General features: G+C 65.7%; 15 protein-coding genes. 9 read left to right on the plus strand and 6 right to left on the minus strand.

Features of this window, described 5'->3' with window-relative positions; translation table 11 throughout:
- Positions 1–157 precede the first annotated feature (157 nt).
- A complete protein-coding gene (locus DSC91_RS24870; protein ID WP_115781299.1) occupies positions 158–1576 on the plus strand; it encodes a coniferyl aldehyde dehydrogenase in 1419 nt (472 codons plus the stop codon).
- 90 nt (positions 1577–1666) lie between these two features.
- On the opposite strand, the gene DSC91_RS24875 is transcribed toward DSC91_RS24870, so the two are convergent.
- The 5 genes from DSC91_RS24875 to fliE form a co-directional block, all read right to left on the minus strand.
- Positions 1667–2032 carry an EscU/YscU/HrcU family type III secretion system export apparatus switch protein gene (locus DSC91_RS24875; protein ID WP_115781300.1) on the minus strand — a complete coding sequence of 122 codons (366 nt, stop codon included), beginning with the start codon at positions 2030–2032 and terminating at the stop codon, positions 1667–1669.
- The gene (gene fliK / locus DSC91_RS24880; RefSeq protein ID WP_115781301.1) at positions 2032–3453 is read right to left on the minus strand and encodes a flagellar hook-length control protein FliK; all 1422 of its coding nucleotides are present in this window, start codon (positions 3451–3453) and stop codon (positions 2032–2034) included. The genes DSC91_RS24875 and fliK overlap by 1 nt, the downstream gene beginning before the upstream one ends.
- Positions 3454–3534: 81 nt before the next feature.
- Positions 3535–3861, minus strand: a complete 327-nt coding sequence (locus DSC91_RS24885; RefSeq protein WP_093640916.1) for a flagellar protein FliT — start codon at positions 3859–3861, stop codon at positions 3535–3537.
- Positions 3858–4292, minus strand: a complete 435-nt coding sequence (gene fliS, locus DSC91_RS24890; protein ID WP_028198532.1) for a flagellar export chaperone FliS — start codon at positions 4290–4292, stop codon at positions 3858–3860. Before fliS ends, DSC91_RS24885 begins: the two co-directional genes overlap by 4 nt.
- 292 nt (positions 4293–4584) lie before the next feature.
- A complete protein-coding gene (fliE, locus tag DSC91_RS24895; protein ID WP_115781302.1) occupies positions 4585–4920 on the minus strand; it encodes a flagellar hook-basal body complex protein FliE in 336 nt (111 codons plus the stop codon).
- Positions 4921–5157: 237 nt separating this feature from the next.
- On the opposite strand from fliE, the gene fliF reads away from it, so the two are divergent.
- The 7 genes from fliF to DSC91_RS37610 all read left to right on the plus strand — a co-directional run bounded on the left by fliF (position 5158) and on the right by DSC91_RS37610 (position 13347).
- Complete coding sequence (gene fliF, locus DSC91_RS24900) at positions 5158–6957, plus strand: flagellar basal-body MS-ring/collar protein FliF (protein WP_115781303.1); 1800 nt, start codon at positions 5158–5160, stop codon at positions 6955–6957.
- The gene (gene fliG, locus DSC91_RS24905) at positions 6947–7942 is read left to right on the plus strand and encodes a flagellar motor switch protein FliG (RefSeq protein ID WP_054040817.1); all 996 of its coding nucleotides are present in this window, start codon (positions 6947–6949) and stop codon (positions 7940–7942) included. The genes fliF and fliG overlap by 11 nt, the downstream gene beginning before the upstream one ends.
- A complete protein-coding gene (gene fliH, locus DSC91_RS24910) occupies positions 7929–8612 on the plus strand; it encodes a flagellar assembly protein FliH (RefSeq protein WP_175171946.1) in 684 nt (227 codons plus the stop codon). Before fliG ends, fliH begins: the two co-directional genes overlap by 14 nt.
- Positions 8606–10306, plus strand: a complete 1701-nt coding sequence (gene fliI / locus DSC91_RS24915) for a flagellar protein export ATPase FliI (RefSeq protein WP_115781305.1) — start codon at positions 8606–8608, stop codon at positions 10304–10306. Before fliH ends, fliI begins: the two co-directional genes overlap by 7 nt.
- A gap of 2 nt (positions 10307–10308) precedes the next feature.
- A complete protein-coding gene (fliJ, locus tag DSC91_RS24920) occupies positions 10309–10758 on the plus strand; it encodes a flagellar export protein FliJ (RefSeq protein ID WP_115781306.1) in 450 nt (149 codons plus the stop codon).
- A 61-nt stretch (positions 10759–10819) separates the two neighbouring features.
- The gene (locus DSC91_RS24925) at positions 10820–12499 is read left to right on the plus strand and encodes a flagellar hook-length control protein FliK (RefSeq protein ID WP_115781307.1); all 1680 of its coding nucleotides are present in this window, start codon (positions 10820–10822) and stop codon (positions 12497–12499) included.
- 410 nt (positions 12500–12909) lie between these two features.
- The gene (locus DSC91_RS37610; protein WP_162831422.1) at positions 12910–13347 is read left to right on the plus strand and encodes a hypothetical protein; all 438 of its coding nucleotides are present in this window, start codon (positions 12910–12912) and stop codon (positions 13345–13347) included.
- 214 nt (positions 13348–13561) lie between these two features.
- Here the strand turns inward: DSC91_RS37610 and DSC91_RS37615 are convergent, their stop codons facing one another.
- The gene (locus DSC91_RS37615; protein WP_162831457.1) at positions 13562–13741 is read right to left on the minus strand and encodes a hypothetical protein; all 180 of its coding nucleotides are present in this window, start codon (positions 13739–13741) and stop codon (positions 13562–13564) included.
- Between the two features lie 14 nt (positions 13742–13755).
- Here DSC91_RS37615 and fliL point away from each other — a divergent pair, with 14 nt between their 5' ends.
- The gene (gene fliL, locus DSC91_RS24935) at positions 13756–14262 is read left to right on the plus strand and encodes a flagellar basal body-associated protein FliL (protein WP_115781309.1); all 507 of its coding nucleotides are present in this window, start codon (positions 13756–13758) and stop codon (positions 14260–14262) included.
- Positions 14263–14305 lie beyond the last annotated feature (43 nt).

A 14305-nucleotide genomic window follows, 5' to 3' on the forward strand; every position in this document is an offset into this window, starting at 1 on the left:
GACGTGAACGGATCGACAAAGATTCAGCGTTTCCGGTTCGAAGCGGATGAGCCAGTCCGCGCTTGTTCAAAGCCTTTCACAAGACCGTCGCACGACAGGACAACACACCAATAAGCGCGGCTCGACGCGCACGCTATCCATCAGGGAGTGGACACACATGAAGAACGATTTGCCGGAAGTCGTCGCGCTCGAAGCACTGTTGCGCGACCAACGCCATGCGTATTTGCGCGCGCCGTATCCGTCGTGGGAAGCCCGCGCCGGACACCTGAACGCGCTGCGCAAAGTCATGCTCGACAACCGCGACGCCCTCGCCGACGCGATGAACGCCGACTTCGGCAATCGCGCGAAACAGGAAATCCTGCTCGCCGAATTCCTGCTCATCAAGGAAGAGATCGATGCCGCGCTCAGGCACGGCAAACGCTGGATGAGAGCGCAACGCCGCAGCACCAGCAAATGGCTGATGCCGGCACGTGCGAAAGTCGTGCCGCAGCCGCTCGGCGTGGTCGGCATTATCGTGCCGTGGAATTATCCCGTGCTGCTCGCCGCCGGTCCGCTGATCAGCGCGCTCACGGCCGGCAATCGCGCCATCATCAAGATGTCGGAGCTGACGCCGCGCACCTCGGCGCTATTCGAGCAACTGATCGGCCAGACCTTCGCGCGCGACCACGTCGCCGTGGTGAACGGCGATGCCGCGTTGGCCGCCGCGTTCAGCGCGCAACCGTTCGACCATCTGCTGTTTACCGGCTCGACCAAGGTCGGCCATGAAGTGATGCGCGCCGCCGCCGAACATCTGACGCCAGTCACGCTGGAGCTGGGCGGCAAGTCGCCGGCCATCATCGGTCAGCATGCGCGCTTCGACAACGCGGTGGATAACCTCGTCGCCGGCAAGACGCTCAACGCGGGCCAGACCTGCGTCGCGCCGGACTACGTGCTGGTGCCGCGCGGCAAGGAGCAGGCCTTCATCGAACGGGCGCGCGCGCGGATGGCGAAGACATATCCCGACTTCGCGCACAACCTCGACTACACCTCGATCATCTCGGAGCGGCACTTCGCACGGCTGCAACGTCTCGCCGACGAAGCGCAGGCCGCCGGCGCGCAACTGCACACGCTCACCGACAGTACGCCGGACGTCGCAAGCCGCCGCTTCCCGCTGATCGCGGTCACGAATGCGCCGGATGAAAGCGCGCTGATGCAGGAGGAAATTTTCGGCCCGCTGCTGCCGATCGTCCCCTATGACACGCTCGACGATGCGATCGCGTGGATCAACACGCGTCCGCGCCCGCTCGCGCTGTATCTCTACGCCGACGACAGCGCGACCATCGAACGCGTCACGCGCGACACCATCGCGGGCGGCATGGCGATCAACGAAACGCTGATGCATCTGGCGTGCGAAAGCCTGCCGTTCGGCGGCGTCGGCGCAAGCGGGATGGGCGCGTATCACGGTTACGAAGGCTTCGTCACCTTCTCGAAAATGAAGCCGGTGCTGACGCAGGCGCGCCTGAACGCGCGCGGATGGATCTCGCCGCCGTATGGCAAGCGGGTGAATGCGCTGCTGAAGCTGATGATGCGGTTTTGACGCGGCGGGCATCCGTGGGTGGGCAGCTGGGACAGAACGGCGTACTGCGACGACGGCCGCGGGGTAGGCGGCCACAACGAACGCATTCACTCAGCGCCTGGGTGCCCCACCGGAAGCGTCCGCAATGTCCGTGGCGACCACATCCGTGACGTCCTGCGCGGCGGCCATGCCGCCTGCGGGCTCGACCTCGGCGCCGCTTTCCAGCCGATGCAGCCACGCAAGCAATTCCGCCACCGCCTGATAGAGCTGCGGCGGAATCCGCGTATCGAGGTCGACCTGCATCAGCAGCGAGACCATTTCCGGCGCCTCGTGCACATACAGGCCGGCTTCCTTGGCGCGCTGCACGATCATCTCGGCCAGCATGCCGTAGCCTTTGGCGATCACGCGTGGCGCGGGATCGCTGCCCTGTGCCTCATAGACGAGCGCGGCCGCGCTGCGGCGATGTTTGCGGCTCATCACATATCCCAATCGAAATCGTCGACCGGCGCCGCGCCGGGGCGAGTCACGCGCGCCGTGCCACGCCCCGCCGGCGCTTTATCAGTCGCCGAGGCCGCTGAGGCCGCCGACGCCGAGCGCGCATACGCCGACGCCGCTGCCTGCCCGGCCGCCGCAGCGCCTGCAGCGCTCATCGCGCCAGCCGGCATGCCGCCGCCGATCTCGCGAATGGTCAGTCCATTCAGTTCGATGCCCGCTGCCGCAAGCCGCTGACGAAAACTCTCACCCTGCGTCGCCAGCCGCGCCGCACCGGCCGGACTCGCCTGCACGCGCGCGACCAGCCGCGTGCCGGTCAGCGTCAGGTCCGCATCGACGGTGCCGAGCGTGGGCAGCGACAGCGTCAACCGCGTGCGCCACGGCTGATCGTCCCCGCTCGCCGTGCCGCCGCCGCTGCGATCCCACTCGTCGCCTTCCTGTTCGATGGTCCAGTCGAGCTTGGCACCCGGCCATGCTTCGCCGCTCCAGCGAAACTGCCCGGTGGCGAGCAGATCGAGTTGCTGCCGCACCAATGGAACGGTCGCCGGATGAACCGCGGCCACCATCGATTGAGCGTTTTGCGACGACCCGTCGTCGGCCAGTGACGCCGCTGCGCTGTGCACGCTCGAGTGAGCCGGCTGGCCATTCAGGTCGGATAGCGAACTCGCCAGCACCTCGCCGGCCACGAAGCGCGCGGCCTGCACAGTCTGGATCGACGGCATCGCGCGGGCAGTCGCGTTACCTTCCGGCGCGCCGTTGGCTGGGCCGTTGGGCGTCGCGCTCATGCCTGGCCGGCCTGTCGCATTGGCAGAAGAGGCGGGATCGGCGTCGCTCGCCCAGTCGAGCGGCAATTGTGCGGCGGCGGCCACCAGCTTGTTTTGCGCCTCGCCGGCCAGGGCGTCGGGCGGGCGCTGGCCGGCCAGCCATTGCGCAAGATGGGATTCGTAGAACAAGCCGCTTTCGCCGACCGTCTGTTCGAGCGCCGCCGCAAGCGCCGCGACCGGCACCTGGGCCGCCGCCACATTGGCGGTGGCCGTCGTCGAAGCAGTATTGGGATTCGCGGATGAGGCCACAGGCGTGGCAGTCACATCGAAAAGCGACAAGCCGCTCGCGTCGACGTCGAGGGCCGGCGCCGCCGGCCAGATCGGCGTCTGGCCGAGCACCGCCGGGGTTGCCTCGCCGCCGGAGTTCACGATCGCATTGAGCGTGAGCGCAACGGCGGACAGCGCAGTTTGCGCAGAGGCCGGCGGTGCCGGGGGCGGCGTAACGGGGGTGGTGTTGAGAATCTCGGTATCGACGCCCGCCGCGCCGGTCTGCGAGGCGGTCGCACTACCCGGCGCGAGATTGAGCAGACTGTCGACCCGGTTCGCAAGCAGCGAAGTGACGACCGCGTCGATTCCGTTCATACCGATTCCTTGGTCACATTGGCAGCCACGCGCTCAAATGCAGTCAGGCGGGCTCAAGCAGCGCCCTGCTCAGGGGCAAACTCAGCGCGCCCCGTACAGCTCCTTGAGCACGCGGGTCGGCCGTCCGGCGAACAGCGCCGACAGATTGGCCATGCGTGGATTCGCCAGATCGCGGATCGCGGCGTCGTCGGCCAGGATCTGACGAATCAGCGCATATTTGCGCAGGCGCTCCGCGTCGTCCAGTCTGACGCCGGCTTCCGCGTCTTTCAACGCGTCCACCAGATTCCGATATTCCTCCTGCAAGTGGACCAGATCGTTCCACAGGGCGCGCCGGGCAGCTGTCAGCATGCGGCGGGAAATCGCTGCAATCGCCTCGTAGCGGGCGAAATATTCTGCGTTCGATGTCATCTCATGCTTTCCGCGGCCGGCTGGGCTGCCATCCGCGCGATCTCCGGGGCAATCCCGATCCATGCCTCTTCGAGCGTCGCCAGCAGGCCATCGACCTCGACCAGCATCGCCTCGCTCTGTTTTATGTTGGCTTCGAGCAGCCGGCGCGACATATAGGTATATAGCGCGTCCAACCGCTCTGCAATCTCGCCGCCCACCTCAAGGTTCAGCGACAGTTGCAGCCCGCTTTCGACGATCTGGATCGCCTTGCCGATCGCCTCACCACGAGCCGGCACATTGCCTTGCTGCACATGCATGCGTGCTTGCGCAATCGCTTGCCGTGCCCCCTGATACAACATCACGATCAGACGATGCGGACTCGCGCCCATCACCCCTGTCTCGACGCCGACGCGCGCGTACGCATTGGCTCCAGAGTGTCCTGGGGAAAACATCGGCGCTCCTCCTCTCATCTACAGCGGTTGGTCGTGGCCCCCGTCCGTGCACGCTGCCGCACATGGATTTCTGCCTGTACCTGGTTATCGGATAGGCAGCGAGAAAGCTTTAGGCCACTGTAAGGGGGAATAAGGGGCGGTATCGCGCTGAGCGCCGCAAGGCCGCCTGCCGCGAAGCGCCTCGAGGCGCGCCGGGCGGACCGTCCTGCCGTGCAACTACGCAGCATTGCAGCTGGGCGCATGCGTTCGGGCGGGCGGAACAGCCCTGCCGCCCGAGTCGCGTTTACACCGACTACACCGACATCTGCATGATGTCGTTATAGGCCGACACCAGTTTGTTGCGCACCTGCAGGCCGAACTGGAAGCCGACGTTGGCCTTCTGCATATCGACCATCACGTCGTTCAGCGAGACGTTGGACGCGCCGAGTTCGAACGCCTGCGATTCGCCGATCGCCTTGGTCTGATCGCCGCTGATCTTGTCCAGCGAAGCCTTCAGCGCCGAGGCGAAACCGCTGGCCGTCGCCGCGCCGGACTGGTCGGCCACCGAGGTGTTGCTGCCGGCCGCTTGCGCCGCCATCGACTGCATCTGTTGCAGCGCCGACGAGAGCGCGTTCACGGGCAAAGTCATGTTCTCTCCAGGGAATGACGACCGGCATGCCAGAAACCGTACCGATCTGGACGAAAGCATAGCAGTGGGTCATCCGGGAAAGCCCCGAAACTAGGGGGAAAACCCGGCTCTATTCAAGCAATCGGGTTGAGCCGCGCTGCGGATAATTTCAATGGTGAAAGTCTCTGTCCGCACGCCCGCCGACCCTCGGCGCGCCCAAGCGGCAGAACGCAAAGGCATCCCGGAGATACCCGACGCATGGATTCGTCAGCCAACTCTTTGATCAACCCCGACGCCCGCATGGGCCTCGCCGGCGCGCAGCCGGGCGCCGGCGCTGCCGGCACCGGCCAGGCCGGCGGCGGCGCGGACCTCGGCGGCCTGGGGAGCAACCTGGGCGGCAATTTCGGCCAGCGTCTGTCTGGGCTCGCGCAAATGCGCGGCAACCCGCGTGCGCCGTTGATTTTCGCGGTCGCGCTGCTGGTCGCCATCGTCGCGGGTCTGTTCCTGTGGTCGCGCGCACCGGACTACAAGGTGCTCTACAGCAACCTGTCGGACCGCGACGGCGGCGCCATCATCACTGCGCTGCAGGCGGCCAACATCCCCTACAAGTTCTCCGACGCCGGCGGCGCGATCCTCGTGCCGGCCGAGCAGGTGCATGAAATGCGTCTGCGTCTGGCTTCGCAAGGCCTGCCCAAGAGCGGCTCGGTCGGCTTCGAGCTGATGGACAACCAGAAGTTCGGCATCAGCCAGTTCGCCGAGCAGATCAATTACCAGCGCGCGCTGGAAGGCGAACTGGAGCGCACGGTCGAGTCGATTTCGTCGGTGAAGTCGGCACGCGTGCATCTGGCCATTCCGAAGCCTTCGGTGTTCGTGCGCGACAAGGAAGCGCCGTCTGCTTCCGTGCTGGTCAACCTTTACCCGGGCCGCGCGCTCGACGAAGGCCAGGTGCTGGCGATCACCCATATGGTGTCCTCGGCGGTGCCGGATATGCCGGTGAAGGGCGTGACCATCCTCGACCAGGACGGCAACCTGCTGACGCAGCCGTCCACCGGCAGCGGTCTGGACGCCTCGCAACTCAAGTACCGCCAGCAGATCGAGCGCAACACCCAGCAACGCATCGACGCGATCCTGTCGCCCCTGTTCGGCTCCGGCAACGCGCATTCGCAGGTCAGTGCGGATATCGACTTCTCGCGCAGCGAGCAGACCTCGGAAAACTACGGCCCGAACGGCACCCCGCAGCAGGCGGCGATCCGCAGCCAGCAAACGAGCACCGCCACCGAGATGTCGCAAGCAGCGGCCTCGGGCGTGCCGGGTGCGTTGTCGAACCAGCCGCCGCAGCCCGCTTCCGCGCCGATCACGGCGAGCAACGGCGCGAGCGGCGTGACCACGACACCGGTCAGCGACCGCAAGGATTCGACCACCAACTACGAACTCGACAAGACCGTGCGGCATCTGGAGCGGCCGATGGGCGGTATCAAGCGTCTCTCGGTGGCGGTGGTGGTCAACTATCTGCGCGTGGTCGACGCCAAGGGCCACGCGACGATGCAACCCGTCACAGCCGACAAGCTCGCGCAGGTCGATCAGCTGGTGAAGGACGCGATGGGCTTCGACGCGGCGCGCGGCGACTCGGTCAACGTGGTCAACAGCGCGTTCACCGCCGACGTCGACCCGGACGCCGACCTGCCGTGGTGGCGCACGCCGGACATGATCGCGCTCGCCAAACAGCTCGCGACCTACCTCGGCATCGCCGCAGTGGCCCTGTTCCTCTACTTCGTGATGGTGAAACCGGCGCTGCGCCGCGCGTTCCCGCCGCCGGAGCCGGTCGTCGCCGCAGCGCTGCCGTCGCCGGACGAGCCGGTCCTGCTGGACGGCATTCCCGCCGCCGAGCGCGCCAGTGCGGCAGCCGTCGCCGAACTGGAAAGCGACAGCGAACTGCTCGCGCTGGAAAACTCGAAACACAAATACGAACGGAATCTGGAATTCGCGCGCAACATCGCGCGCCAGGATCCGAAGATCGTTGCAACCGTCGTGAAAAACTGGGTGACCGATGAGCGCTGAAGGCGTAATGAAGAGCGCGCTCCTGCTGATGTCGATCGGCGAGGAAGAAGCCGCGCAGGTGTTCAAATTCCTCGGGCCGCGTGAGGTCCAGAAGATCGGCGTGGCAATGGCCGCGCTGAAGAACATCACGCGCGAGCAGATCGACGAGGTTCTGCAGGAGTTCGTGCGCGAGGCCGAGAAGCACACCGCCCTTTCGCTCGATTCGAGCGACTACATCCGTTCGGTGCTGACCAAGGCGCTCGGCGACGACAAGGCCGGCGCGATCATCGACCGGATTCTGCAGGGCAGCGATACCAGCGGTATCGAAGGCCTCAAGTGGATGGATTCCGCGGCGGTGGCCGAGCTCATCAAGAACGAGCACCCGCAGATCATCGCGACCATCCTCGTTCACCTGGACCGCGATCAGGCGTCGGAAATCGTCGCCTGCTTCACCGAGCGTCTGCGCAACGACGTGCTGCTGCGGATCGCCACGCTCGACGGCATCCAGCCGGCCGCGCTGCGCGAACTCGACGACGTGCTGACGGGCCTCCTGTCCGGCAGCGACAACCTCAAGCGCAGCCCGATGGGCGGCATCCGCACGGCGGCCGAAATTCTCAACTTCATGTCGAGCAACCATGAAGAAGGCGTCATCGAGAACGTTCGCCAATACGACGCGGAACTCGCACAGAAGATCATTGACCAGATGTTCGTGTTCGAGAACCTGCTCGATCTGGAAGACCGCGCGATCCAGCTGTTGCTGAAGGAAGTCGAGTCCGAGGCGTTGATCATCTCGCTGAAGGGCGCGCCGCCCGCGCTGCGCCAGAAGTTCCTGTCGAACATGTCGCAACGCGCGGCCGAACTGCTCGCCGAAGACCTCGATGCGCGCGGCCCGGTCCGCGTCTCCGAAGTCGAGACGCAGCAGCGCCGCATCCTGCAGATCGTGCGCAATCTGGCGGAAAGCGGCCAGATCGTTCTAGGCGGCAAGGCGGAAGATGCGTATGTCTGATCAGAACTCCGCGGCGAAGGAGAGCCTCTCGGCCTACCAGCGCTGGGAGATGGCCTCGTTCGATCCGGTGCCGCCCGCACCGCCCGAGGCCGAAGTCGACGACGGCGCGTTCGAAGCCGAACTCGAACGTCTGCGCGACGCCGCGCATGCGCAGGGCGTTGCGACGGGTCACGTGGCCGGACAGGCGCTCGGTTATCAGGCCGGTTACGAGCAAGGTCACGCCCAGGGTTTCGCGCAGGGCCAGAGCGAAGCGCGTGAAGAAGCGGCACGCCTTGCCGCGCTGGCCGAAACCTTCAAGGCGGCGCTCGACGGCACGCAAGGCGCGATCGCCGAGACGCTGGTCGCGTTGGCGCTGGACATCGCCCAACAGGTGGTGCGCCAGCACGTGCAGCACGATCCGACCGCGCTGATTGCCGCCGCCCGCGAGGTGCTGGCCACCGAACCGGCGCTGATCGGTGCGCCTGCGCTGATCGTCAGCCCCGCCGATCTGCCGGTCGTCGAAGCCTATCTGATGGAAGAACTGCAAACGCGCGGCTGGACCGTGCGTACCGATCCGTCGGTCGAGCGCGGCGGCTGCCGCGCGCAAGCCGGCACCGGCGAGGTCGACGCCGGCATCGACACGCGCTGGGAGCGCGTCGCCGCCGCACTCGGCAAGGTGAGCACATGGTGAAGCCGACCCTCGAAGAGATCCGCGCCAGCGATCTGACGCCGCTCGAACGCGAGCTGGCGCTGGCGTCGTTCGGCGCCGAGGCGCTGGCGGAAGTGCCGGCTGCGGTGACGCCCGCCGCGGCTGCCGTCGCGGCCATCGACGCCGCGCTGCGCGATCAGGGCACCGGGCATCCGCGCGCCGGGAACCCGGCGAAGGGCGCGGCGAAGGGCGCGGCGGCAAAAGGTGAATCCGCCGCAGCGAGCCGCGAGTCCGCCGCTTCTTCGAAACCCGCTTCACCCCCTCCCGCCCCTGTTCCGTACGATCCCGCGCTCGACAGCAATCCGCACATGCAAGCCTGGCGCGGCCGGCTCGACGCGCTGCGCGCCCGCAACGCAATCGCCAAGCCGATGCGCGCTTGCGGACGTCTGACGCGCGCCGCCGGTCTGGTGCTGGAGGCGGTCGGTCTGCGCCTGTCGGTGGGCGCCGAAGTGATGATCGAACTGCCGTTCGGCAGTTCTCTGCAGATGGCCGAAGCCGAAGTCGTCGGTTTTTCCGGCGACAAGCTGTTTCTGATGCCGACCACCGAAGTGATCGGCCTTCTTCCAGGCGCCCGCGTGTATCCGCTCGAAAGCGCGCCTATCGCCGATCCGATGGCGGGCGCCAAGCGCCTGCCGGTCGGCTGGGAATTGCTCGGCCGCGTGCTGGACGCGTCCGGCCGTCCGCTCGACGGCCTTGGCCCGCTCGGCGCGCATGCCGATGCGCCGCTGTCCGCGCCGGTCATCAATCCGCTGAACCGCGAGCCGATTCACAAGGTGCTCGACGTCGGCGTGCGCGCGATCAACGCGCTCCTGACCGTCGGCCGCGGCCAGCGCATGGGCCTGTTCGCCGGTTCGGGCGTCGGTAAGTCGGTGCTGCTCGGCACGATGGCGCGCTACACCAGCGCCGAGGTGATCGTGATCGGCCTGATCGGCGAACGCGGCCGCGAAGTGAAGGAATTCATCGAACAGATTCTCGGCGAGGAAGGTCTCGCGCGCTCGGTCGTCGTCGCCGCGCCGGCCGACGTCTCGCCGCTGCTACGGATGCAGGCCGCGTCGTACTCGACCTCGCTCGCCGAATATTTCCGCGACCAGGGCAAGCACGTGCTGCTGCTGATGGATTCGCTGACCCGCTACGCAATGGCGCAGCGCGAAATCGCGCTCGCCGTCGGCGAACCGCCCGCCACCAAGGGGTATCCGCCTTCGGTGTTCGCCAAACTGCCGGCGCTCGTCGAGCGGACCGGCAACGGCCCGGCGGGCGGCGGCTCGATCACCGCGTTCTACACCGTGCTGACCGAAGGCGACGACCAGCAGGATCCGATCGCCGATTCCGCGCGCGCGATTCTCGACGGCCACATCGTACTGTCGCGCTCGCTCGCCGAGGCCGGCCACTATCCGGCGATCGACATCGAAGCGTCGATTAGCCGGGCAATGACCGCGCTGATCGACGATAGACATCTCGAGAAAACGCGTATGTTCAAGCAAATGCTGTCGCGCTATCAGCGCAACCGCGACCTGATCAACGTCGGCGCCTATTCGAGCGGGCGCGACGCGCTGCTGGACCGCGCGATTGCGCTGTATCCGCGGATGGAAGCGTTTTTGCAGCAAGGTTTTCGTGAATGCGCGAACTTTGAGCCGAGTCTCGAAATGCTGGACGCTCTGTTTGCCCAAGGAGGCTGACGATGGCGAAACACTTTCCGATCAAGACACTCATCGGCCTGGCTCAGGACGATGTGGACGCCGCCGCACAACGTCTGGGCCGCGCGCAGCGCGAGCGCAACGACGTGCAGTCGCAGCTTGATTCGCTGGTGCAGTACCGCGACGAATATCACGCGCGTTTCACGGCGACCGCTCAGACTGGCATGCCCGCCGGCAACATGCGCAATTTCCAGGCATTCATCGACACGCTCGACGCCGCCATCGAACAGCAGCGCAACCTGCTGGTGACGGCCAATGCGCGGGTCGAGGCTGCCAAGCCCGATTGGCAACGCCAGAAACAGAAGCTCGGCTCGTATGAAGTGCTGCAGGCGCGGGGCGACGCAGCCGAAGCGAGAACCTTGGCGCGGCGCGATCAGCGCGATTCCGACGAACACGCCGCCCGCATTCTGAGGATGCGCGCCGAGGGCGTCTGACACGCCTCTTCGCCGCCTCGATTGACCGAACACCCCGTTTGACGGATTGACAGGATTCCCTATGTCGCTTCTTTCGCAGATCGGCTCACTGCTCGGCTCCGCCAGCAGCACATCCACTAGCGCGGCCATGGCTGCGGCGGCGAATGCCAAGCCGTTTTCGCAAACCTTGCAGCAGAGCATCGACCAGCAAATCAACGCGGCCGCGCAGAGTGCGAGCCAGCCGCAGGCGTCGTCGTTCTTTTCGGCTGCGTCCGCCGCGTCTTCGGCGGCTTCGGCGTCCTCCGCGCCCTCGGCGGATTCGGCGTCCTCCGCGCCCTCGGCGGATTCGTCGAGCGTGCATGACGCACCGCCGCCGCCCGATGCTTCGACAGACAGCCCGGATGCCGCGAGCAGCAGCACGGACGACAGCAGTTCGACGAGCGCTTCCTCATCCGATTCGTCGTCCGCGTCGTCGTCGGCTTCGTCGGCTTCGTCGGCTTCGTCGGCTTCGTCGGCTTCGTCAGCTTCGTCGTCTTCGGCTTCATCGTCCGCGTCGTCTGGTAATACGCAGCAGGCTTCGACCGGCCAGACCGATGCGCCGCCCGCGAAGTCCGGCAACGCGGCCGCGCAGACCGATGCGGGCACGGCAGCGGCGGCGGCCGCCGCTCAGGCGCAAGCGCAGGCTCAAGCCCAGGCTCAAGCTCAAGCCCTGGCCAACACGAATAGCGCCACCGACCCGGCGACCGCCGATCCCGCCGCGGCACTGACTGACGCCGCGACCACGCTGCCCGGCACGGGCACGGACGCCACGACGGGCACCGCCACGGGCAAAAAGACGGGCGCGACCGATGCGAAGTCGGCGCAGGACGCCTTGCAAGCAGCCTTGGCCGCGCTGGCGGGCCAAGGCGTGGTTCCGGCGCAAGCGCTGGCGAGTGGCGCGGCGGCCAACACCGCGACGGCGGCAAGCGGGTTGGGCACTGACGCGAGCAACGGACTCAACGGAACCGCGGACGGCAAGACGCTTGCGGCCGGTTTGTTCGGTGACGGCAAGGGATCGAGCGCGGGCAAGACCGCGTTGACGGCGGCGGCGATGACGATGGCGGACCCATCGGCGGCGGCGAAGGCTACGGCTGACGCGCTGAGCGCGACGGCGGCCGGTGGTATGCAGGCTGACAATCTGGCGTCCTTCAAGAGTGCGGCCGATGCCGCGACGGCTGCACTGGCAGCCGGCCAGGCTGCGGCGAGCGCCGCGAGTACGACGGCGGCCGTGCAGACGACCGGTAACGCCGGTGCTGCCGAAGTGGCGAATACGTTGTCGCCGCAGGTGGGCACGACGGACTGGGAAGACGCGTTGAGCCAGAAGGTGGTGTTTTTGTCGAATGGGCATTCGCAAAGCGCCGAGCTGACTTTGAATCCGAAGGATCTGGGGCCGCTGCAGGTTGTGTTGCAGGTTGCCGACAACCATGCGCATGCGTTGTTTGTGTCGCAGCACCAGCAGGTGCGGGAGGCTGTCGAGGCGGCGTTACCGAAGCTTCGCGAGGCGATGGAGTCCAATGGGATTGGGCTGGGGAGCGCCAGTGTTAGCGATGGGTTTGCCCGGCAGGGCGGGCAGCAGCAGAGTGCCGACTCGGGGCGCTCAGGGGCGCGCGGGGGCAGCGCGGGGAGTTTTGCCGGCGGCGCTGGGGCGGGTTCTGATTCTGATTCCGGCGTGGCTGGTGTTGCCGTGCGGCGGACTGTGGGGTTGGTGGATACGTTTGCTTGAGCGGGGGTTTTTGCCTGTTCGGCGGTTGTTGTTTTTGTTTGGCTGTTTGGCTGTTTGGCTGTGGTGGTGGGCCTTGCTTGAGCTGGGTGCCTGCTCGGTGCGCTCTTGTCTGCGCGTTCTTGTCTGTATGCCCGCGGCGTCGGCCTTTCCTTGATCTGGATTTGGTGCCTTTCCTTGATTTGCTAGTGGTCTATTAGCGTTCGCCCCTGTGCGGGGCAGGCACCTACTTTCTTTGCCGCCGCAAAGAAAGTAGGCAAAGAAAGCGGCTCACACCGCTAATGCCAAGCGGGCACCGTAGCCTGCAACGGGTAGTGGTGCATCTGGAATCCGTGCTCGCGCCCCTGCGTTCGCGTGTGACAAGGGACTCATCAGTTCCCACTCCGCACTGCGTGCGTCGCGGACGGGTCTGCATGGGAAACCAGCGGCTTCGTTTGAGTGTCGTGGGAGCCATCGGCTTCGCCTCGGCGACGCGCCTCCGTACTCATAAGGGAACCCACACTTCAATTGATTTGTCGGTGTGCCGCAATCACCGCCACGGTCACGCCCCCAACTCCAACTCCAACTCCAACCCCAACCCCAACCCCGATCACGATCACGATTGCGATTGCGATTGCGATTGCGATTGGAACGGCAACAGTAACGGTGGCAGTGGCAGTGGCAGTGGCAGTGGCAGTGGCAATTGTGATGGCGGTGCAATGACGAGTTACTGCACGGTCGCGAAACGCGAGCATCAAAACGTGGTGGGTAGTTTTATGAAGCAGAACGCGAGATCACAAATGCAGGAGCCGAAACGTAGCGGTGGTTTTGTGAAGTACGCTTCGGCGCGCGCAGCGCCGCCGGAAGTATGACGCCCTTGTCACTAGCCTATGCAGGTGCACGAACACAGATTCCAGATGCACCACTACCCGTTGCGAGCTGCGGGACCCGCTTAGCAGGATCGGTGTGGGCCGCTTTCTCTTGCTTACTTCTCTTTGCGGCGGCAAAGAGAAGTGAGTGCCTGCCCCGCACAGGGGCGAACGCTAATAGACCACTAACAATTCAAGGAAAGGCACCAAGGCCAGATCAAGAAAAACCCACCGCCGCAGGCAAACACCCAAACAACCAACAACCGCCGAACAGGCAAAAATCCCAATCCCCCGCCTGAAAGGCAAAAACAAGAGATAGCCCGCAATAACCCTTCTTTTCGACCCATCGCGCCGCAGGCAAATAAACAACAATCACCATCACCAGCACTAAAGGCAAGCAAAGCAAACCTCATGGCAACCACGACCGCAAACCAGCAAGCCGCGCCCGCTTCCCCGGGCCCCTTGAAGCGCATCCTCCTGATCGCCCTCATCGCGATCATCGCCGCAGGCGCCGCCGGCGCGGGTGTGTGGTTCTACATGTCCAAGCGCACCCCGGCCCCGGCGTCGGCGGCAACCGCCAGCGCACCGGCGCCACTCCCCGTGCCGATCTTCTTCCCGCTCGAATCGATGACGGTCAACCTGCAATCGGACGACGGTCAGCAACACTTCCTGCGGATCGGCCTGACGCTCAAGCTCACCGACCCGAAAATCCAGCAGGAACTCACCGACCATATGCCGGAAGTGCGCAGCCGCATCCTCCTCGCACTGTCGAATAAACACCCGGAAGAACTCGCGCCGCTCGAGGGCAAACGCGCGCTGGCGACCGAACTCCAGACGCTGATCGAACAGCCGACCGACAAAGGCGCGGCGCCAATCCACGTCCAGGACGTGCTGTTCACCGAATTCGTCGTGCAGTGATGTTCTCAGTGACGTTCTCAGTGGCGTTACTAAGCGCTGCCAT

The sequence above is a fragment of the Paraburkholderia caffeinilytica genome (genome assembly GCF_003368325.1).
GTDB lineage: Bacteria > Pseudomonadota > Gammaproteobacteria > Burkholderiales > Burkholderiaceae > Paraburkholderia > Paraburkholderia caffeinilytica.

Coding starts and splice junctions, on each gene's coding strand:
- DSC91_RS24925 (WP_115781307.1), top strand. CDS start 10,820: ATGTCGCTTCTTTCGCAGATCGGCTCACTGCTCGGCTCCGCCAGCAGC.
- fliH (WP_175171946.1), top strand. CDS start 7,929: ATGCGTATGTCTGATCAGAACTCCGCGGCGAAGGAGAGCCTCTCGGCC.
- fliG (WP_054040817.1), top strand. CDS start 6,947: ATGAGCGCTGAAGGCGTAATGAAGAGCGCGCTCCTGCTGATGTCGATC.
- fliJ (WP_115781306.1), top strand. CDS start 10,309: ATGGCGAAACACTTTCCGATCAAGACACTCATCGGCCTGGCTCAGGAC.
- fliS (WP_028198532.1), bottom strand. CDS start 4,292: ATGTTTTCCCCAGGACACTCTGGAGCCAATGCGTACGCGCGCGTCGGC.
- fliI (WP_115781305.1), top strand. CDS start 8,606: ATGGTGAAGCCGACCCTCGAAGAGATCCGCGCCAGCGATCTGACGCCG.
- fliE (WP_115781302.1), bottom strand. CDS start 4,920: ATGACTTTGCCCGTGAACGCGCTCTCGTCGGCGCTGCAACAGATGCAG.
- DSC91_RS24885 (WP_093640916.1), bottom strand. CDS start 3,861: ATGACATCGAACGCAGAATATTTCGCCCGCTACGAGGCGATTGCAGCG.
- DSC91_RS37610 (WP_162831422.1), top strand. CDS start 12,910: ATGGGAAACCAGCGGCTTCGTTTGAGTGTCGTGGGAGCCATCGGCTTC.
- fliF (WP_115781303.1), top strand. CDS start 5,158: ATGGATTCGTCAGCCAACTCTTTGATCAACCCCGACGCCCGCATGGGC.
- fliL (WP_115781309.1), top strand. CDS start 13,756: ATGGCAACCACGACCGCAAACCAGCAAGCCGCGCCCGCTTCCCCGGGC.
- DSC91_RS24870 (WP_115781299.1), top strand. CDS start 158: ATGAAGAACGATTTGCCGGAAGTCGTCGCGCTCGAAGCACTGTTGCGC.
- fliK (WP_115781301.1), bottom strand. CDS start 3,453: ATGAACGGAATCGACGCGGTCGTCACTTCGCTGCTTGCGAACCGGGTC.
- DSC91_RS24875 (WP_115781300.1), bottom strand. CDS start 2,032: ATGAGCCGCAAACATCGCCGCAGCGCGGCCGCGCTCGTCTATGAGGCA.